The sequence below is a fragment of the Aestuariivivens insulae genome, from assembly GCF_022662195.1.
GTDB lineage: Bacteria > Bacteroidota > Bacteroidia > Flavobacteriales > Flavobacteriaceae > Aestuariivivens > Aestuariivivens insulae.
The window spans coordinates 17,921-38,442 of the sequence record NZ_JAKMCS010000015.1; the positions used below are offsets into that span (position 1 = coordinate 17,921).

Annotated in this window: 14 protein-coding genes; 1 reads left to right on the forward strand and 13 read right to left on the reverse strand. The window is 38.9% G+C overall.

Annotated features, from left to right (window positions below; translation table 11 throughout):
• Positions 1-22: 22 nt before the first annotated feature.
• The 5 genes from MR062_RS15020 to MR062_RS15040 form a co-directional block, all read right to left on the reverse strand.
• Positions 23-1,843, reverse strand: a complete 1,821-nt coding sequence (locus MR062_RS15020) for a sensor histidine kinase (RefSeq protein WP_242205735.1) — start codon at positions 1,841-1,843, stop codon at positions 23-25.
• 17 nt (positions 1,844-1,860) lie between these two features.
• A complete protein-coding gene (locus MR062_RS15025) occupies positions 1,861-2,448 on the reverse strand; it encodes a DUF4202 domain-containing protein (RefSeq protein WP_242205737.1) in 588 nt (195 codons plus the stop codon).
• Positions 2,449-2,467: 19 nt separating this feature from the next.
• Positions 2,468-2,845 carry a nitrite reductase small subunit NirD gene (nirD, locus tag MR062_RS15030; RefSeq protein ID WP_242205739.1) on the reverse strand — a complete coding sequence of 126 codons (378 nt, stop codon included), beginning with the start codon at positions 2,843-2,845 and terminating at the stop codon, positions 2,468-2,470.
• 236 nt (positions 2,846-3,081) lie between these two features.
• Positions 3,082-5,601: a nitrite reductase large subunit NirB gene (gene nirB, locus MR062_RS15035; protein ID WP_242205741.1), complete on the reverse strand. Its 2,520-nt coding sequence runs from the start codon at positions 5,599-5,601 to the stop codon at positions 3,082-3,084.
• A gap of 189 nt (positions 5,602-5,790) precedes the next feature.
• Complete coding sequence (locus tag MR062_RS15040; RefSeq protein WP_242205743.1) at positions 5,791-8,073, reverse strand: FdhF/YdeP family oxidoreductase; 2,283 nt, start codon at positions 8,071-8,073, stop codon at positions 5,791-5,793.
• Between the two features lie 124 nt (positions 8,074-8,197).
• Here MR062_RS15040 and MR062_RS15045 point away from each other — a divergent pair, with 124 nt between their 5' ends.
• Positions 8,198-9,226, forward strand: coding sequence for a LacI family DNA-binding transcriptional regulator (locus tag MR062_RS15045; RefSeq protein ID WP_242205745.1), 1,029 nt, complete (start codon positions 8,198-8,200; stop codon positions 9,224-9,226).
• Positions 9,227-9,230: 4 nt separating this feature from the next.
• On the opposite strand, the gene MR062_RS15050 is transcribed toward MR062_RS15045, so the two are convergent.
• The 8 genes from MR062_RS15050 to MR062_RS15085 all read right to left on the reverse strand — a co-directional run bounded on the left by MR062_RS15050 (position 9,231) and on the right by MR062_RS15085 (position 20,232).
• The gene (locus MR062_RS15050) at positions 9,231-10,847 is read right to left on the reverse strand and encodes a sodium:solute symporter (RefSeq protein WP_242205747.1); all 1,617 of its coding nucleotides are present in this window, start codon (positions 10,845-10,847) and stop codon (positions 9,231-9,233) included.
• 4 nt (positions 10,848-10,851) lie between these two features.
• Positions 10,852-12,177 (reverse strand): xylose isomerase, encoded by a 1,326-nt coding sequence (xylA, locus tag MR062_RS15055; RefSeq protein ID WP_242205749.1) that lies wholly within the window; start codon positions 12,175-12,177, stop codon positions 10,852-10,854.
• 24 nt (positions 12,178-12,201) lie between these two features.
• Positions 12,202-13,689: a xylulokinase gene (locus tag MR062_RS15060; RefSeq protein ID WP_242205751.1), complete on the reverse strand. Its 1,488-nt coding sequence runs from the start codon at positions 13,687-13,689 to the stop codon at positions 12,202-12,204.
• 183 nt (positions 13,690-13,872) lie between these two features.
• Positions 13,873-14,490 (reverse strand): nucleotidyltransferase family protein, encoded by a 618-nt coding sequence (locus tag MR062_RS15065; RefSeq protein WP_242205753.1) that lies wholly within the window; start codon positions 14,488-14,490, stop codon positions 13,873-13,875.
• Positions 14,490-15,518: an XdhC family protein gene (locus MR062_RS15070; protein WP_242205755.1), complete on the reverse strand. Its 1,029-nt coding sequence runs from the start codon at positions 15,516-15,518 to the stop codon at positions 14,490-14,492. Before MR062_RS15070 ends, MR062_RS15065 begins: the two co-directional genes overlap by 1 nt.
• Before the next feature lie 7 nt (positions 15,519-15,525).
• The gene (locus tag MR062_RS15075; RefSeq protein ID WP_242205757.1) at positions 15,526-17,730 is read right to left on the reverse strand and encodes a molybdopterin cofactor-binding domain-containing protein; all 2,205 of its coding nucleotides are present in this window, start codon (positions 17,728-17,730) and stop codon (positions 15,526-15,528) included.
• 11 nt (positions 17,731-17,741) lie between these two features.
• Positions 17,742-18,197: a (2Fe-2S)-binding protein gene (locus MR062_RS15080; protein WP_242205759.1), complete on the reverse strand. Its 456-nt coding sequence runs from the start codon at positions 18,195-18,197 to the stop codon at positions 17,742-17,744.
• 208 nt (positions 18,198-18,405) lie between these two features.
• Positions 18,406-20,232 carry a DUF3472 domain-containing protein gene (locus MR062_RS15085; RefSeq protein ID WP_242205760.1) on the reverse strand — a complete coding sequence of 609 codons (1,827 nt, stop codon included), beginning with the start codon at positions 20,230-20,232 and terminating at the stop codon, positions 18,406-18,408.
• Between the last annotated feature and the right edge of the window lie 290 nt (positions 20,233-20,522).

Consider the following 20,522-nt stretch of genomic DNA (forward strand, 5'->3'; position numbering starts at 1 on the left):
GTAGCTTAAATAAAGGATGAAACTACATTTTTCCTAATGGAATATTAAGCGTCACACGTGTTCCTTTTCCTGGTTCGGAATGAAGGAATAAGCGACCGTTAATATACTTAATACGTTCGCGCATAAAAGTTAACCCCATTCCGCCATCGCCATTTTTAACACGCTCCACCTTATCTGGTTCGAAACCCTTTCCATTATCATCTATTACAACACTTAATATATTCTTGCTACTGGACAACGACACTAAAATATGGGTTGAATCGGCGTACTTTATAGCATTGTTAATAGCTTCTTGTGTTATCCTGTAAATATTGATTTCGGTGAGCGAATCTAAGCGCTCATTAAAATCGGTTTTATTAAAAAGCAATATGTCCTTCCCGGTAAGTTTAGCTAACTCTTTGGTGAGTTTTGTTAAGGCGGGAACAATGCCATGGTCTGTTAATTCTGGTGGGGTTAAGTTAAAAGTTGCCGTGCGTACGCCTTTAATTATGTTGGTTGTCAACTCTTTTAAATGCTCAATTTTAGTAGCCGTTTTGGCGGTATCTGAAACATCGATACTCTCCAAATTATACTTTAACCCTGTTAGCATTTGGCCTATGCCATCATGTACATCTTTTGCAATACGGTTTTGCTCTTTTTCTTGGTTCTCAATAATTTTGCTGGAGATGATCTTTTGCTGATTCATTTTCTCCTCAAAGCTTTCCTTAGTCAGTCGCTCAATTTCAAGTTGCCCTGCTTTTCGTTTTGTAATATCGGAAGCTATAATAAGTAATTCAGATTTATCGTCGGTAGGACTAAACGGAATGATTGCCATTTCCAACCAAATGCCTTCACCGTCTTTTGTAGTTGCTTTAAGTTCGCCTTGCCAGCCTGTCTTTTTATATTTCGAGACCAAATCATCAATAACCATGCGCTCATTTTCATGGGTGGACAGGATTTCGGAAAAACTGGCACTGGCCTTAAATCTATTAAATTTAAAAAGCCTCGAAAACTTATTCCCCATATGAACAACCCTTCCTTCTGAAGTGATTCGAGCAAACAACAGTGTTTCATCCATAGCATGGGTCAAAGCCCGCAATTCTTTAATAGACTTTTCTTTGGCTTCACTTAAAACATCCGCATTATAGGCCATTTCCTTGGCTTTCTTTTCGGCAAGGATCAATTCAGATAAACTTCGTTTTACGGTTTTGGCTGTGGGCCAGAAAATAAAAAGGAATTCTGCCAATAACACCAACAAGGTAAATGCCATTAACAAGAGTTCCAGTTTTCGTAACCATGCCACCCTTTCTTCGGCTTCTAGATCGTATTGGTTTACAATAGCATCCATTTTCTGCAAAAAGCCTACTTCATTTTGTTTTACGGTTTCAACACTACTAAAAAAGTCTTGGGTTAAAATATTGGGGGTACCTTCAATTTGTCGTATAATAGTTTCAGAAGCTTCTTTGATAGCCTTAAATGTCGGATTGATTTCATCGAACATTTTAGAAACAATCATGCTATTGTTTCCTGGCAAGCCTAAGTTATCATTTCCTTTTTGTAATGCATTATGCGATAGGGTCCAAACAGATAAAGTATGCTTTAAATTATCTTTTGTAACAATCCTTTGACTATAATCATTCTCTGTTGAAAGTGATAAAATTTCCTTGGTGAGTTTCTGGCTCAACATACGCTGCCTACCGGCTACGTTGATAACACCCGAGTCGCTTTCTTGATCTTTTAAGTGTTTTCTAATTAAAAACTGACTAACAATAACCGACAAAGCAATGGCACTTAATGCTATAATATATAAACGACGTAATCGTTCAAAAGTACTTTGATCTAATGAATTACGTTTGCTAGCCATTACCAACCGTTATTTTATTATATCCCTAAAGCCTGCTTTACCAACGAAAGGTTTTTATCAGAATAATTGAGCTTCAATGCAGCTTCATGTCCTTTTTCAGACATTTTTTTCCAGGTTTTTTGAAGAATATCTATTACTTTTTCTTCGGGGTGCTTCGCAGCAAACTCTTCAAAATAATAGTCAAGAAAAACCAAGCAAACTGTATCTTCCAATGTTTGGGACTCTTCGTTCTTCTTAATTAACTTTTTGGTTATAAGTTGGGAAACCCGCTCTATGTATTGGTCGTCATACCCTACTTGCTTTAAAATATCAGCAGTAATTTCGGCATGCATCTTTTTAAGGGTTTCACGCCATTTTAAATACCCTACTCTATCCATGGGGTATTCATCCCTTGCAATCTTCCATCTACAAATATGTTGTGCTCGTGCCGCTATTTGCAAAGCTTTAGATGCATTAGGTTCAAACTGCAACAATTTTCGCGTCATACGCTGTGAATACAGCAATTCCTTCGGGTATTCCATACCACTAACTGGGTATGTATTTATGTCTTCTGCGTTTTTTTTATCAATTAATGCTATGGCCGTCTCAAATCGTGTTGGTTTCATAATGATGCTATTGGGATGATTAATCTACAAAGCCAATATACACATTTCCTTCTTCAATTTTAACAGGATAAGTAGCAATTTTATAATCTTCACCTCCCAAATTAGATCCGTCCTCTAATGAAAAGTTCTTTTTATGCATGGGGCAGGCTACTTTAGGAATACCATCTTTATCACCTATCATCCCAAGAGCCAATACATTCTCCATTTTGTGGGGGCACATATTTTGGCAAGCATACCACTTCCCCATTCTTGTGTAATTATAGACTGCTATTTGCTTGGTTTTATATTTTATACAGGCGCCGCTATTCTCTGGAAAATCGGATACACTACCCACTTTAAACCAAGTCGCTACTTCATGCTCTAAAACTGTTTGGTACTGTTCTAAAAAATCTTGCATCACTCTAAATTTTATCTTTAAATTATTCTTTTTTGGGCGTTACCCTGACGGTAAAGGTCAGGGTCGGGCTTTCCGTTACAATCTTTTTGTGCTTCACCTTTCGTTGCTTTGCATGGTGCGTTCAAAGAATATATATATTATTTTCAACCTATGTTCAGGGCGACACAAAAAGGATTTTCACTTCAATCCCTAACGCAAACCCAATTCTAAGTTCATTTTTTCAACTTCAAACTTTATTAAACCCAGGCCTTAGGCATTTTTTGATCGCGCATTGGCACAAACACTAAATTGTCGTCTGTATCATCAGAGTTAACAAAGTGCTTAAAGCGTTTAAGCATGTTTGGATCTTCAATCGCTTGTTTCCATTCGCATTCGTATTTATTGATCAATCCCTGCATCTCTTTTTCCAACTCTTCGGCTATACCTAGTGAATCTTCAATAATTACTTGACGCAAATAATCGATACCGCCTTCCAGTTTATCCAACCAAGGCGCTGTTCTTACCAAAGGTCCGGCGGTTCGTATGTAATACATAAGGAACCTGTCTAAATATTTTATAGCGGTTTCGTCATCCAGTTGTTCTGCAAAAAGAACCGCATGTTTTGGGGTTGCCCCTCCATTACCGCATACATAGAGGTTCCATCCGCCTTCAACGGCAATCAATCCAAAATCCTTACCTCTAGCCTCGGCACATTCCCGTATGCATCCAGACACACCTCCTTTTAGCTTATGGGGCGATCGTAAGCCTCTATACCTATTTTCTATCTCTATGGCAAAGGTCACACTCTCATGCATACCATAGCGGCACCATGTAGATCCCACACAACTTTTTACGGTACGTAGTGATTTACCATAGGCGTGCCCGCTTTCAAATCCGGCATCGATTAAATCTTTCCAAATAAGGGGCAATTCATGTAATTGTGCCCCAAACAGGTCAATACGCTGTCCGCCAGTTATTTTTGTGTATAAGTCATATTTTTTAGCGACCTCTCCAATAACAATTAATTTGTCGGGAGTAATCTCTCCACCAGGAACCCTTGGTACCACCGAATAGGTACCGTTACGCTGAATATTGGCTAAAAAGCGATCGTTTGTATCTTGTATCGCTACCTGACGGTTAGGCGTTTCCATATGGATGCTTGCAAAAATAGACGCCACTACCGGTTTACAAGTTTCACAACCATGGCCTTCGCCAAATAAGTTCAAGGCTTCATCGTAATCTTTTACCTTATTAATTTTTATAAGATCATATAATTCCTGTCTATTAAAGGCAAAGTGTTCACAAACCGTTTCCTTAACTTCTTTTCCTTGCGATTTCAAGGTTTCATTAACCAAATCGACCACCATGGGCTTACATCCACCACAGCCAGTGGTTGCCTTTGTTTTAGCAATAACATCCCCCAGGTTATTACAGCCTCCTTCGGTAATGGAACAACAGATGTCGCCTTTGGTCACACTTTCACATGAACACACTTGAGCGACATCTGGAATATCCATAACACTACCAAACGAAGATCCGCCTTCTCCACGTCCTCCAATAATCAATTCTTCTGCTTCTTCGGGTATTGGCAGACCATTTAAATAAATTTGATGAAGCATATTATAATCGGAAGCATCACCAACTAAGATACCTCCCAATAGCGATTTACCATCATGACTCACATTAATACGCTTATAAAGGTTTCTTGTCTTATTTTCATAAACAATAGAATAGCCTTTTTCAACCGGCATAAAAGGTTCGCCATAGCTTGCCACATCAACACCTATCAATTTCAGTTTGGTAGACATATCAATATTATCCTCCATCAAAACATCTGGGTTTCCTAAAATTTGTTGAACTGCAACCTCAGCCATATCATAGCCAGGAGCCACCAGACCATAAATCATCTGGTTAAACAAGGCCACCTCTCCAATGGCATAAATCTCGGGATCTGATGTTTGCATCCTATTATTAACGACAATACCCCCTCGAACTCCCATTTCTAAATGGCATGTTTTTCCCAGTTCATCACGTGGTCTTATACCAGCAGATACCACTAACATCTCTACATCTATTTTATCATACTCGCCAAACTGCATGCCTGTAATAGCTCCCTTGCCCAAAATCTTATTGGTGGCCTTAGACAAGTGGACCTTTATACCTAAGGATTCTATTTTTTCCTGTAACACCTTACTGCCACGCGTATCTAATTGCCTTGGCATTAACTTTGGAGCAAACTCTACTACATGAGGTTCAAACCCCATATCCAGTACAGCCTTGGCTGCTTCCAGTCCTAAAAGTCCACCACCAAGCACTGCTGCTTTTATGGTTTCTTCCTTATCGGTTTTTAAGGTTTCAGCATAAGCCAACATGTCTTCAAGGTCTTCAATAGTTCGATATACAAAAACGCCTTTTTTTTCGATTCCATCGATATTAGGAACAAAAGGTGCCGATCCAGTAGCTAATACTAAGTAATCGTATTTATAATGTAGATCCTTAGAGGTTGTAACCTTTTTCGAAGCCCTATGGATATCTGTAACCCGTTCATTGGTTATCAACTTAATACCTTGAGACTCATACCAGGAACGCGGTGCCATTTCCAAAGCTTCTGCATCTTGATTTTCGAAGTATTCACTTAAATGAACACGATCGTATGCTGGTCTTGGCTCTTCACCAAAAACCAATATTTCAAATCCATTACTATCTGGTTGTGCTACAAACTTCTCACAGAATTTATAACCAACCATACCATTACCTACGACGATTACTCTTTTCATATCTACGTATTTATAAAACAAAAATAAGTATATATACGTATTAATTGATACGTAATAGTGTCAATTTTAGTAAAAAAGTAAATTATTAGGAATTTCGTAAATGGAATTAGGCTTCTTTATTCATAACTCAAAAAACGGGATATTTTTTAAGAAAATACAAACCCATATATTAAGGCAACACAATCCTATTTATGAAGCTTCGACTGTTATAATGACACTTTTAGAAGCAGGCGTTTTAGCCGTATGCGCAAAGCTTTCTAAAGGTACCAACACATTGGTCTCGGGAAAATAAGTCGCACAGCAACTTTTGGGAATATCGTACCCTACCACTTTAAAATTATTGGCTGTTCTGATCTTACCCTTGTAATGTGATTTTAAATTAACAACTTGCCCATCTTTAAGATGACGCGCTTTCATATCGTTACGGTTCATAAAAATAATTCGCCTTTCATTATAAATGCCGCGATACCTATCGTTCATACCATAAATAGTGGTATTGAATTGATCATGGCTACGAATGGTCATCATTATTAATTCACCGTCTTTCAAAATCCATTTGGGCAGTTTATTCAACGTGAAATTCGCCTTACCTGTTTGGGTCTTAAACTGTCTAATACGGGCTCCATTGGGCAAATAAAAACCTGATGGTATTTTTAAGCGTTTGTTATAATCTTCGAAACCGGAAACAACTTCTGCTATATCATCCCGTACCAGATTATAATCTGCTTTATATTTTAACCAATCTATATTTGAACGTCCTTTTAATGTGGCATGCGCTATACCACAAACTACAGCCACTTCACTTAATAAATCCGTAGAGCAAGGCTCCAAAACACCTTTGGTTGATGAAACAATACCCATTGAGTTTTCTACACTCTGTACCTGCTCTCCTGTTTTTTGGAAGTCCTTTTCGGTACGTCCTAGACATGGTAAAATAAGGGCCTCCTTACCTGTTACCAAATGCGAGCGGTTTAATTTTGTGCTCACATGCACGGTTAAACTACAGTTAGATAGTGCTTGTGCCGAATATAACGTATCTGGTACTGCTGAAATGAAATTTCCCCCCACCCCAAAGAATACCTTGGCTTTCTTTTCATACATGGCCTTAATGGCATCAATTACAGAATAACCTTGTTTAGCTGATGGCTTAAAACCATATTTGGCTTCAATTTTATCTAAAAAGGCTTGTGGTGCTGCTTCCCAAATACCTACGGTTCTATCGCCCTGTACATTGGAATGCCCCCGCACCGGGCATGTTCCAGCACCTTCTTTTCCAATACTCCCTTTTAACAATAAAAGGTTAACCAGTTCTCTAATATTGTCTACTGCATTTTCGTGCTGGGTCAAACCCATGGCCCAACAGATAATAATCTTGTTGTTGTTAAGGATTAAATCAAACACCTCATCAAAAATTGCTTGGGACACTCCTGCCGCCTTTAAGCAATCATCGAAATTATAGGTTTTTAAATCTACAATGAAATCATGATAACCATGTGTATACTCATCTATAAAATCTTTATCAAACACTCGTCCTGTTTCTGCTTCTTTTTCCAATAGCTTAAGCAAAATGGATTTAAAAAAAGCGACGTCCCCATTAATCATTAGAGGAACAAAAACGTCTGCTATTGGCGTTCCTCCCGTTAATAGTTTTATGGGATTTTGCGGATTGGTAAATTTGATAAGACCTGCTTCGGGTAACGGATTGACAGCTATTATTTTTCCTCCATTATTTTTACACTTTTCCAATGCAGAAAGCATTCTAGGATGGTTTGTTCCGGGGTTTTGCCCTATAACCATAACTACCTCCGCCTTATATAGATCGTCTAGTGTTACAGATCCTTTTCCAATACCTAAGGTTTCAGATAGCGCTTTACCACTGGCTTCATGGCACATATTGGAACAATCGGGTAAATTGGATGTGCCAAATTCACGAACAAACAACTGGTAGAGAAAAGCGGCTTCGTTGGTAGTTCTCCCCGACGTGTAAAATACAGCTTCGTCAGGATTATTAAGTGCGTTTAAATGTGTGGCTACTTTCCTAAAAGCATCTTCCCAAGAAATGGGCCTATAATGGCTTTCGCCTTCTGCCAGAAATAAAGGTTCTGCCAAGCGCCCCGATTTCCCTAATTCAAAATCGGACCAACTCGCTAATTCGTCTACCGAATGTTTGGCAAAGAAGGCATGGCCTATGGTTTTATTTTGGGCTTCTTCGGCTATGGCCTTTAAACCATTTTCGCAATATTCCCCTAACGATGAGCGCTCGTCATCGGGATCGGGCCATGCACAACCTGGGCAATCAAAACCTCCCTTTTGATTAATTTTAAAGGAAAGCTTTAAGGCATCAACCATATTCATATACTTACTGGCATGCCCAACGGCACTAGAAACACCACCAAAACCCGCACTGTTCTTGGCCGGTGCTTTGATTTTTAGATCGTTAAACACTTCTGGCGTTAATGCCTTTTTATCCATAACACTTTATTCTATTTCAAATATCGTATTTTTTATAACATTATATATAAATATTACACCTAGTTACTTGTTAAAGAGCAAATAAATATTCTATATTAGAGTATTGATATTGGGAAATTAAAAAATGAAGAAGAAAATTACTTTAAAGGATATAGCCACCACGTTTGGCGTTTCCATTGCTACAGTGTCGAAAGCACTTAATGACAGCTATGACATTAGCGTTACGACCAAGCAAAAAATACAGGAGTACGCCAAAGCACACCATTACAAGCCTAACACTATAGCCCTTAATTTACTTAAAAAATCCAAGACTAAAACCATTGGTGTTGTTATCCCCAATATTATGAATAGTTTTTTTGCTAAGGCTTTTGTTGGTATTGAAAATATAGCTTCTCAGAATGGTTATCAGCTTGTATCATGTATTTCCAATGAATCTTATGAAAAAGAAGTTAAAACCATTGAGCTACTAAAACATGGTGATTTGGATGGTCTTATCATTTCCTTAGCCGAAGAGACCCAGATAAAGCAAAACTTCACGCACTTACAAAATACGCTGGACGAAGGAATCCCCATAGTCATGTTCGATAGGGTTACTGAGAATATTGCTTGCGATAAGGTTATTGTTAATGATATGGAAAGTGCGTATAGTGCAACCCATCACTTACTTAAATCTGGCTGTAAGCGTGTGGCGTTAATCTCCATAATCGATAATTTAAGTGTTGGCAAGCTTCGTGTTGAAGGCTATAAAAAAGCAATTACCGAATTTAACATGCCTATTGAAGATCGGCTTATTGTTCGCATTGGCAATCATGAAGATTTTGATGCGATATTAAAAGTTACGCTTTCCGATAAAACTATTGATGGCCTCATTTGCCTAGAGGAGGATGCTACGGTTAATACTACAAAACTGGTTAAACAGATGGGATATAAAATCCCCGAAGACATCTCTATTGTATGTTTTACCAACGGAAAGATTTTACAACACCTCAGCCCTTCTATTTCAGCTATTAGCCAACATGGGAAACATATTGGGGAAACGGCCATATCGATGCTTATTGATCGTATTGAAAACAATACGCCCAATAAGCCCTTTATAACCAAAATGGTAAAAACAAGCTTGATTGAGCGTGAAAGTACTAAATCTATTAAATAATTCCTTATCCCGTAAAGTAGGTTAGTATAGTAACCACTACAATAACCAATACGATGGACAATACAACGTCTATGGTATCAAAACTAGCTTTATTGGCCTGTTTTTGTTCTTCGGAAAGGGTCCCAAAAGCCAAGCCTTTAATGGCTTGATAGTTTGGCGCTTCAGAGACCAAGCTTACGATAACGCAAACAATCACAGAAAATATAAACATAAATATAGCCATATGGGCAAAATTGATAGCTGCAAAACTATGGGCCACTCCTGTTAGACTATCGATGTTTATTTCTGCTGTAATACGTAATGCAGCAACAACCAATCCAGACATTAGGGTAACTATTGCAGCTTTGGCATTAACCCGTTTCCATACTATTCCCAGTATAAAAACAGCTGTAATTGGTGGTGCGATATAAGACTGTACACTCTGTAAATATTTATACAGTGTGCCGCCACCTATTTTTTCCATAATGGGAATCCATATAATACCCAATACTACCACAATAGCTGTAGCAATTTGACCTATTCTAACCAATCGCTTCTCGGTCATGTTAGGCTTTAATTTCTTGTATATATCAATGGTAAAAATTGTAGAACACGAATTAAATACCGAAGCCAACGAACTCATAAGGGCCGCCATTAGACCTCCAGCTACTAAACCTTTTAGTCCAACCGGAAGCAATGTTTTAACCATAACAGGAAAAACCTGATCTGCTCTATCGTACGAGAGCACGCCTTTTTGTGCCAAGGCAAAGGCAATTATACCTGGGATTAAAAAAATAAAAATGGGTAATATCTTTAAGTAGGCTCCAAAAATGGCACCTCTTCTACCAATTTTGATGTTATTCGCCGCCAAGGTTCGTTGTACTATATATTGGTCTGTACACCAATACCAGACCCCAACGACTGTTCCTCCAAACAATAGCCCTGTCCAGGGAAATTCTGGATCGTCTATAGGGCGCCACATATTAAAATGTCCCGAACCAACCGTAGTTCTTAACTCAGCCCAGCCTCCAACTTCCTGTAACCCTAAATAAGTTATAATTACAGATCCTGCAATAAGGATAACGGTTTGTAATGTTTCAGTATAAATAACGGCTTTCATGCCGCCTATAATGGTATATATTCCTGTGAAGACCACAATACCTATGGCACCATACCAAAACGGAATACCTAGTAATTCTGATACCACTATACCGCCAGCATAAATGGTTACCGATACTTTGGTAACAACATACCCCGCAAGTGAAAATACCGATAAAAACCAACGGGAACGTGCATCGAAACGTTTTTCCAGGAATTCTGGCATGGTAAAAGCTCCACTTCTAATATAAAATGGCAAAAACAACCATCCTAAAAGGAGTACTATCCAAGCGTGCAACTCGTAATGTGCCATGGGCATACCCGACTCGGCTCCTGTACCGGCTAAACCAACCACATGTTCCGAGCCTATATTAGACGCAAAAATAGAAGCTCCTATCACAAACCATCCCACATTTCGTCCTGCTAAAAAATAATCTTCGGTATTTTTATTCCTCTGTAGGATCACCCACACAGCAACTCCCATTAGAGCCAAAAAATAAGCACCTAATACGACCCAATCTAAACCTTCTAATACTGAATTCATAAGACTAAATGTATTGGTTTATAATATTTTCAAATAACTCTTGCTTGCCGCTCACCAATGGCAATTCTCCATTTTCCTGGGCAATTTTATACAAATCGGTTAGCGCAAGTTTGCCCTCTTCAAATGCTTTACCATTCCCTGAATCGAACGAACTATAACGTTCTTCTCTTAATTTTTCATAGGGTGAAGAGGTTAAAATTTTATTAGCTGTCAATAAGGCGCGTGCAAAGGTATCTGCTCCACCGATATGTGCATGAAAAACATCGTCTATATCGGTAGAGTTTCTTCTTATTTTGGCATCAAAATTTACGCCACCACCTTGCAGTCCGCCTGCCTTAAGGAATACCAACATGGCTTCGGTTGTTTCTTGGATATTATTGGGAAACTGATCGGTATCCCATCCATTTTGGTAATCTCCCCTATTGGCGTCGATACTACCCAACATACCGGCTTTTGCCGCGACTTCCAATTCATGTTGAAAAGTATGCTGGGCCAATGTTGCGTGGTTAACTTCTATATTTATCTTAAAGTCTTTATCTAAACCATATTCCTTTAAAAAGCCAATAGCCGTAGCCGTATCAAAATCATATTGGTGCTTAGAAGGCTCCATGGGTTTAGGCTCAATGAAAAACGTTCCTTTAAAACCTTGGCTTCTGGCATAATCTTTAGCCATAGTTAAAAATTGTGCCATATGATCTAATTCTCTACCCATATTGGTGTTCAACAAAGACATATAACCTTCACGGCCGCCCCAGAACACATAGTTTTCACCATTAAGCTTTATGGTAGCATCTAAAGCCAGTTTTACCTGCCCGCCCGCTCTGGCCACGACATTAAATTCTGGATTGGTTGCAGCTCCATTCATATATCTCGGATTGGAAAAGCAATTAGCCGTACCCCACAGCAATTTTATTCCTGAGGCAGCTTGCTTGTCCTTAATATAATCGGTTATGGTTGCCAATCGTTTTTCAGATTCTGAAAAAGAGGAAGCTTCTGCAACTAAATCATAATCATGGAAACAGAAATAATCAAAGCCCATTTTACTTATAAATTCAAAAGCTGCGTCGGCTTTATCCTTCGCCGCCTGTATAGGGTCTGTAGATTGGTCCCATTTAAAGTTTTGGGTTCCTGGTCCAAAAGGATCGGCTCCCTGTCCGCAGAAGGTATGCCAATAGGCCACTGCAAATTTAAAATGCTCTCGCATGGTCTTACCCGCTACCACTTGGTCTGGATTGTAATATTTAAATGCCAGGGGATTATCTGACTCCCTTCCTTCGTATTGTATCTCTGAAATACCTTTAAAATACTCTGTGTTTCCTATTATTGCCATCTATATTTATTATTTATTTTATGATTAAACTTTGTTCAATATAAGTTCAAGTTCCTGTTTCCAATTTTTATAAGCTTTTAAGTACGGCTCCTTATTGCTTAGAGGTTTAAAGGTCATAACGTGATCATTATCCATGATCACTTTTCCAAAACTTTCAAAGTCGCCCTTATGCAGCTCTACTGCCCGAGCAGCACCAATAGCTCCGGTGGTATTGTATATTTCTATGTCTTGGTCTATTAATGTGGCTACTGTATTTGCAAATATCCCTGAGCGGAATAAATTATCATTTCCAGCACGTATAACCTTTGCTTTTATACCATCTGACTTTAATAATTCCATGCCATAGACGAACGAAAACGCAATGCCTTCCAAAGCGGCCCTACATAGGTGCCCTTTATGATGCTTATTTAAGTTCAAATGAATTATTCGTGTGCCTATTTCTTTATTATTCAACATGCGTTCGGCTCCATTTCCAAAAGGTATTAAGCAAACGCCCTCTGATCCTACAGCTATATCTGAAGCCAACTGGTTCATCTCTTCATAAGAGCTAACAGCTAAATTGTTCAATAACCAACGGTATTGGATACCTGCCCCATTAATGCACAATAATTTACCTATACGAAGCTCAGTTCGTTTTGTATAATTAACATGTGCAAAATTGTTGACACGAGAACTTTCTTTTACAGACATGCTATCGGTCACGGCATATAAAACGCCCGAAGTGCCTCCTGTTGCCGCTACTTCTCCAGGGTTGAACACATTTAGTGATAATGCATTGTTTGGTTGATCGCCCGCTCTGTAGTATATAGGTGTTCCCTTGGCTAAACCACTTTCCTCAGCCCCTTTCTTATCAACCATTGCTTGTAACCCAAAAGTTTCAACAACATCTGGGATCAATGCCCTTTCAATACCATAGTAATCGAGTAAAAATTGGGCGATATCATGTTTGTTAAAATCCCAAAAAATACCTTCAGACAAACCAGATATGGTAGTATTTATAGTATTGGATAATTTATATGCGATATAATCCCCGGGCAACATGAACTTATGTATACGCTCATATAGCTGTGGCTCATTATCTTTTACCCATTTTAATTTTGAAGCCGTAAAATTTGCTGGTGAGTTTAACAAATTGGATGTACAGTTTTCATCTCCTATACCAGAGAATGCCTCATTACCAATTCCAACCGCCCGGCTATCACACCAAATGATACTTTTTCTTAGCGGAACCCCCTGTTTATCAACAACAACCAACCCATGCATTTGATACGAGATCCCAATGCCCTTAATTTGGTCACTGGATATATTGTATTGCGCTTTTAAACGTTTTATGGCATTACAACTATGTAGCCACCAATCATCTGGTTCTTGCTCCGCCCATCCACTTTTTAGGGCCTGCATATCCATTTCTTCTTTTGGCTCTTGAACAACGCCTATGCTCCTTCCTGATGCTGCTTCTACTAAAGCTGCTTTTATACTGGAACTACCTATATCTAATCCTAAATAATACAATGTCTATAAAAATAATGTTGATTCAAATTTAAGAAGAGATCCCTTATTTTTATTCGATATGCTTTATTCAGTCAGAAGAACTCAATACCACAAAAAACATAACAACCTGATTTTAAGATGTATAATTAATAAATTACACTACTTAAAGGTTTTCGTGATTTCCTTAGCTTACTCTGGCTACGACTATTTAAAATTCTGGGTATGTAAGTTTTTGTAATCTTCTAAGGTGTCCAAGTCAACATTCTTAAATGCACAGTTTAAGATTTTAACAAAGACCTGATTCTTTTTCAATAGAGCCTTTGCTCCTAAGTCACCTTTTAACTGTGATAATTGCACTAAATAGCTAGCATCGAACAGGACGGGCACCCCTTGTGTTCCATTTTGATAAAATGTTGCAATGATTTGTTTCTTGCCTGTTGAAAAATTTGAAATCAAAGTATTGAGGTATTCAGAAGATACCAATGGCTGATCTGCTAGGGTAATTAACAGACCATCTGGCTTTATGGTTTGTTGCTTTACATAATTTGAAGCGAAAGCTATTGAAGACGCTAAACCCTGTGCCCATTGCTTATGATCTAAAATTGTTATTGGTAAATGCTCTATTTCTTTCTTTATAATGGCATAGTTTGCTCCTAAAACAACAATAATTTCTTTGGATTTGGTCTTTAAGGCGGTCTTTATCGTATGAAGAATCAAACTATATTCCCCCCACTGTAAGAGTTGTTTGGGAGTTCCCATTCTGGTTGAAGCTCCTGCTGCTAAAATAACTAAAGCAATATTTGACGATTCAGTAGACAACATTAGATTGTCTTTTTAGTATGGATTTTGCCTATCTTCTTACTTAATGATATGGGCTCATGATTTCGAGTAAAAGCTAAAATCTCTGAAACAATAGAAACCGCAATTTCCTCTGGAGTTTCCGACCCTATATTTAATCCTGCAGGGCCATGGATAGAATCTAAAAAAGCATCGTCGATTTCGGGGCAATATTCCATAAACTGGTTTAACATATCGTCCCTTCGCTTCGAAGGCCCCAATAAACCAATATAAGCCGGTGTCGTATTTTTAAGAGCCACTAAGTATCGCAGATCATTGGCAAAATTATGGGTCATAAGCACTATCGCTGTTTGACCATCAATTTTATCTACTTCTAACTGTTCTGGTGTACTACAAATAAAAGCATGGGCCCCCGAAAAGTTTGCTATTGATTTTTGCTCTTTTACCCCTGCTACGATTACAACTTCCCAACCAGTCAATGCGGCATACTGGCATAATTTCACCGCATCGTGCTCTGCACCAATAATCATTAACTTAAAACGCGGCGGCATAGGTTGCCTAAAAACAGAAAGTGTATTGGTGTCGTAATCCAAAGAAGGGTTTGAAATTGAAAATATGGCATCTTCTATTTTCACATAAGAGCCCAAGCCCTTGTTAGATCCCTCTTTTTTTTCAAAATAGGAAAGGATTTCAAACGAAAATCTGTTGTCTATACAATTAGAAAACGCCTTATAGAATGTATTACCTGGATCGAATAGTTCCAATAAAATATATAATATCCCTTCGCAACCTAAACGGTAGCGTCCATCGTAAGTCATGATTTTTGAAGTTCCGGTTTTAAAAACCGACTGCGATTGCAACTGCACTTCTTTTTCCACACAACCACCGCTTACAGCTCCAACCATAGTGCCATTTTCCAAGACCAACATTCTAACACCAGGTCTACGATAGGACGAACCATCCAATGCGACTACCGAAGCTAAAACCGATGCAACACCGCTTTGCTTCGCCGATAGGGCTTGCTCTACTATATTCTTGAATTCGTGTGTCATAGCAGTATTATCCAACCACTTTTTCCATTGCCATATTATTTGCAAATGGTTGTTTGTAAAGTCGTTGTCCTGTCGCCTGATATATAGCGTTTGCCAAAGCACCCACTACGGGTGGCAGCCCTGGTTCACCTAAACCAGTTGGATCTACATCGCTATCAACAAAGTATACTTCAATAGCTTCTGGAGCTTGCGAATGACGAATAAGTTGATACCTATCAAAATTAGTTTCATTAGGAGTACCATTCTCAAAGGTCAACTGACTGTACATTGCATGGCCTATACCATCTATTACACCACCCTGTATGATATTTTCAGCACCATCTGGATTGATAACGATACCACAGTCGACCGCACACCAAACTTTTTTAACTTTTGGTTTTCCATTTTCCATAGCTACATCAACCACTTGGGCAACATAAGAATGATGGCAGAAATAAGCGGCCACACCGCGATATATACCTGGTTTGGTTTCTCCCCAATTTGATTTTTCCTTAACTAATTTCAAAACCCCAGCATACCGTTCGGGTTCATATTCGTTCTTTTCTCCAACAGGTTTATTAATGGCTCGATCGAATAATTCTAAACGGAAATCTATGGGATCCTTTCCTGCTAATTCCGCGACCTCATCCAAAAAGGCTTGTTCGGCCCCTGCCGTAAAATGTGATCTAGGAGCCCGCCATGCCCCTGTTGTTACATTGGTTTCCACATTGATATTTTCAGCTAAATAATTATCGACCGTTCCTGCTGGAAAACGGTCTTTAAATACTGATCCTTCTGGTAAACCAGCGCCTTTCACACTAAAGGCAACTAGGTTATTGCTTTCATCCAAACCTGCTTTATAAACCAACTGGTAAGCTGGCCTATAGGTTCCTTGGGTCATATCGTCTTCCCTAGTGTATATAATCTTAACAGGTGCTCCTATTTTTTTGGATATGGCTGCAGCCTCTACTCCAAAATGCACATATAACCTTCTACCAAAGCCTCCTCCTATACGGGTCATATTCACCGTAATATCTTCTATTGGCAAACCCAGCAATTTAGAAACAGAGGTTTCCAGTGCTTCAGGCGTTTGTGTAGGTCCTATAAGTTCCGCAGAACTATCGGTAACATTTGCAAAAAAGTTCATCGGTTCCAAGGTATTGTGTGGTAGAAACGGTGAACTATAGCTCCGCTCAATCACTTTAACTGCTTTACTAAAAGCATCATCTGGATCGCCATCTTTTCTACTATCCTTAACTGTTCCAGAAACCAATGCGGTTTCCAATAGGTTGGTATGCATTTCTGAATTTTCCAATTCTGAAGCCTTTTCCCAATTGGCCTTAATGGCTTTTTTGGCTTTCATTAATTGCCATGTGGAATCTCCTACTAGGGCTATAAGTTGTAGAAAGCCTTTTTCATCACACCACGCTGGGTCTTCAACTGTAATATCAATAGTAAAGGCATCTTTCACTCCGGGCATCGCTTTAATTTCTTCTTCATTGAAATCCTTCAACTTCATGCCGAATGCTGGTGGATGCTGTATCATGGCCAATTGCATGCCTTCTCTTTTAAAGTCCAGCCCGTACATGGGTTTTCCGGTTACAATTTTTTCGCCTTCAACATTCTTTTTACTGGTCCCTATTAATTCAAAATCATGGATATCCTTAAGCTCAACTTCCTCAGGAATTTCAATACCTACGGCTTTAGAGGCAATAGCGCCATAACCAATGCTTCGTTCTCCATTTATCTCTTTAATAATGCCTTTAGCCACACTTAAATCTGAAACTGCTACACCCCATTCTTTGGCAGCTGCCTCCAATAACATCCTTCTTCCGGTGGCGCCCGCCATTCTAAGGGCATTCCAACTCAATCGGATGGATAAACTACCTCCTGCAAATTGATTTTGATATATCCCTGTATTCAATGGTGCCTGCTCCACAACTACATTATTCCAATCCACATCCAGTTCTTCGGCTACAATCATAGGCATTGAGGTTCTTACATTCTGACCGATCTCTGGATTGGGAGAATATATGGTTACCATACCGGTATCCCCAATCTTTATGTAGCCATTGATTTCAAACCACTCCTTAGGAATGGCTACTGTTTCCTTTATTTTTTTATCTGAAGTGCATCCTGTAAACCAACTAAAGCCTATAAGCATCCCACCACCTGCTGCGGCGGATATCTTCAAGAAAGAACGACGGTTGTATTGTGTTTTTATTTTGGTCATGATTCCTGGATTTAAAGTTTAGATGCTGTTTTAATAGCTTGTTTTATTCTTACATAGGTTCCACATCTGCAAATGTTTCCATTCATGGCTGCATCAATATCTTCATCTGAAGGGTTTGGATTGTTCTCTAACAAGGCAGCTGCGCTCATAATTTGTCCGCTCTGGCAGTACCCACATTGATAAACATCGTGTTCTAGCCATGCTTTTTGTACTGGATGGTCTGCATCTTCAGAAAGGCCTTCTATAGTTGTGATTTTCATGCCTTCAGCCTGTGATACCTGGAGCAAGCAACTACGAACTGCATTTCCGTTAACATGAACTGTACATGCGCCACATTGCCCAATACCACAACCATATTTTGTTCCCAAAAGATCTAAATGATCCCTTAAAATCCATAATAAAGGCGTATCCATATCTGCTTCAACAGTATGTTTGTTACCATTAATTTTTAAAGTGAAAGTTGGCATAGCTAAGTGTATTAGAAGTTTGCTTTCTAAAGTACAAAAAATATAAACACCCCTCTTTATTACCAAATGGGTTTTAACATTGTTTTAATAAAACCCTAACGCTTACTTTTTTGGTAGAGCAGCATATAGCTTTACCACAAAAAAAATAGGTTGCCTTGGAAAATGTTCCAGACAACCTACTTGTTTAAAAGATAACTATAGGGTAATACTACTCGGTAGTATAGGCATAAATTTCGGCCATGGCTGCATTATTGGTGCCATCGTGAGCCGACTTGGCTATAAATTTGAAATACCTGAATGTCGTTGCAGAAGACAAATTAATATCTTGTGGTGCCGACGAATTACCTAAAACGAAATCACCTAGACTCTGCCAGCTTGAATTATCGGTACTTACCTGAATTTCAACGTCCTTTACGGCCCTACTAAGGCTTTGTCTTTGTACAAATCGAAAGCCGCTTGCGGTAATCGATGAACCAGCATCTACAGTAATATGGTGTGGTGGTGTGGCCGTACAACCAGACCAACATGAGTGCCAGTAGGTATTCACATCGCCATCCAATACATCGGCTGCCCGTCCTGTTGATCCTTCACCTCCACTATCTTCTTGGGTACTATAATCGATAACAGACCATCCTGTTCTGCTCAATAAAGTTGGTTCTGCTGGAAGTGTAGGCACCTCTAACTGTGCAAAGTTTATATTTGGTGCAACGCCACTAGCTGTTCTAGTATGTGAAGAATAAGGTACTTGGTTATCGCTAAAGAAGCCACAGTTTTTTAAATAAAAGCTGCTTGAATTAGTGCTACTTACACCTCCATCATAATCAAATCTAACACCGCTACTTGCAGTACCATCCACAGTATACGTAGCCGTTGTCATTTCATTCCAATTGCCTTGAGTATCATACGCCCATTGATTGGTAAAATCCACACGTCTGGTTTCGTCACCCATAGTCGTATTGAAGTTCTCTATAAAGGAATGTAAATCTGTTAGGTGTGGGGCTGCAGGGTATGGCCTTCTAAAGCTGGCTATCAATTTCCAATCTCCAACCTCTGGGGCATAGAAATAGGCTGTATAATCAGTAGTATTACTAGCATTCGATTCACCCTTCAACAAAAACTTATAGGTGTTTCCGGCAACCCACGGATAAACCAAATAACTCTGGGCACCAGAGCCTTCGCCTCCAAACTCCCCTACAGTCACTCCATCGCCATAACCCAAAGGAATTACTGTATATTCTTCAGGTATTTGGTTAGGGTCTTGGGTATCGTAAGCACTCCATACCGAGAACAAAATACGTCTTTCGGTCTCGCTGTTAACCTGCATGCCGAAATAACCTCCCGAAAAACCATCTGCCATAAAATATGATCCTACAGGATCCATTCCTACCGGCACGGTTAACTCATTGTAAAACCAGGTAATATCTTTATTAGCAGGTTCATCATAACCTAAATGACAGGAAGGTCCTCGTCTCCCCCAATAAAACCAATCTGAATCGACATAGGTAATGTTAGCCGACCAAGAGCTATCTCCCAGTAACACATTGGATATCTCCCCAAAAGAGCTTCCACTGGTAGAAACCCCTTCCAGTTCTACATAGTAATAGCCAGTTTGGTTGATCGTAACTGAGCCTATATAATGCTTTTTAAAGTTATTGGAACTCGAAAATGTTTGTTGTTGGGAAACGCCATCGAAAGTAACCTTTAATGTGGTATTTCCCGAAAATTTTGCTTGAAGCCCAAGTTCTATACTACCAGTTGATTTGGCATAAAAATAAGTTCTGATCTTGTCGCTTGAACTTGTCCAATTTTTAATACCTCCCGACACTACTATATTTGAAGTGGCTGTTGGATTGTCGACCACCCAACTGTTTCCTTCACAGGGTACCGAAATGGATAAATTATTAGTAGATGGCCCTCCCTTGGCTTCGGCTTCTACTATTGCTTGATCCCCGCTTGTAGCTTCATCTTTACTGCATGAGTAATTACACAACAAAGTAGAAAAACATACTAATAGTACTAATTTGATTGTTTTCATAGTTTTAGTTTAGTTTTATAGTTAATAAATGGTTTAAGTATCTACTTATAATACAGTTATAAAGATGCGAAGTACTATTCCAAACAGTAATATTTTAACATTTTTTGAAATAATTTTCGCCTCTACGTTTATTCATAACCGCTTTATAATAGGACAATTAAACCTTTAAAGCAACATCATAAAAAAGCGGTTTTTTTATTTAAACAATATCACATAGCAGACTCAACCCTTTGTACAAGTCGACAGAATTTTAGTCTTAAAAATAGTTCTCGATACATACCGACAGTAAA

Excerpts from the sequence above, each read along its gene's own strand:
- MR062_RS15020 (WP_242205735.1), bottom strand. The coding sequence starts at position 1,843 with ATGGCTAGCAAACGTAATTCATTAGATCAAAGTACTTTTGAACGATTA.
- MR062_RS15025 (WP_242205737.1), bottom strand. The coding sequence starts at position 2,448 with ATGAAACCAACACGATTTGAGACGGCCATAGCATTAATTGATAAAAAA.
- nirD (WP_242205739.1), bottom strand. The coding sequence starts at position 2,845 with ATGCAAGATTTTTTAGAACAGTACCAAACAGTTTTAGAGCATGAAGTA.
- nirB (WP_242205741.1), bottom strand. The coding sequence starts at position 5,601 with ATGAAAAGAGTAATCGTCGTAGGTAATGGTATGGTTGGTTATAAATTC.
- MR062_RS15040 (WP_242205743.1), bottom strand. The coding sequence starts at position 8,073 with ATGGATAAAAAGGCATTAACGCCAGAAGTGTTTAACGATCTAAAAATC.
- MR062_RS15045 (WP_242205745.1), top strand. The coding sequence starts at position 8,198 with ATGAAGAAGAAAATTACTTTAAAGGATATAGCCACCACGTTTGGCGTT.
- MR062_RS15050 (WP_242205747.1), bottom strand. The coding sequence starts at position 10,847 with ATGAATTCAGTATTAGAAGGTTTAGATTGGGTCGTATTAGGTGCTTAT.
- xylA (WP_242205749.1), bottom strand. The coding sequence starts at position 12,177 with ATGGCAATAATAGGAAACACAGAGTATTTTAAAGGTATTTCAGAGATA.
- MR062_RS15065 (WP_242205753.1), bottom strand. The coding sequence starts at position 14,490 with ATGTTGTCTACTGAATCGTCAAATATTGCTTTAGTTATTTTAGCAGCA.
- MR062_RS15070 (WP_242205755.1), bottom strand. The coding sequence starts at position 15,518 with ATGACACACGAATTCAAGAATATAGTAGAGCAAGCCCTATCGGCGAAG.
- MR062_RS15075 (WP_242205757.1), bottom strand. The coding sequence starts at position 17,730 with ATGACCAAAATAAAAACACAATACAACCGTCGTTCTTTCTTGAAGATA.
- MR062_RS15080 (WP_242205759.1), bottom strand. The coding sequence starts at position 18,197 with ATGCCAACTTTCACTTTAAAAATTAATGGTAACAAACATACTGTTGAA.
- MR062_RS15085 (WP_242205760.1), bottom strand. The coding sequence starts at position 20,232 with ATGAAAACAATCAAATTAGTACTATTAGTATGTTTTTCTACTTTGTTG.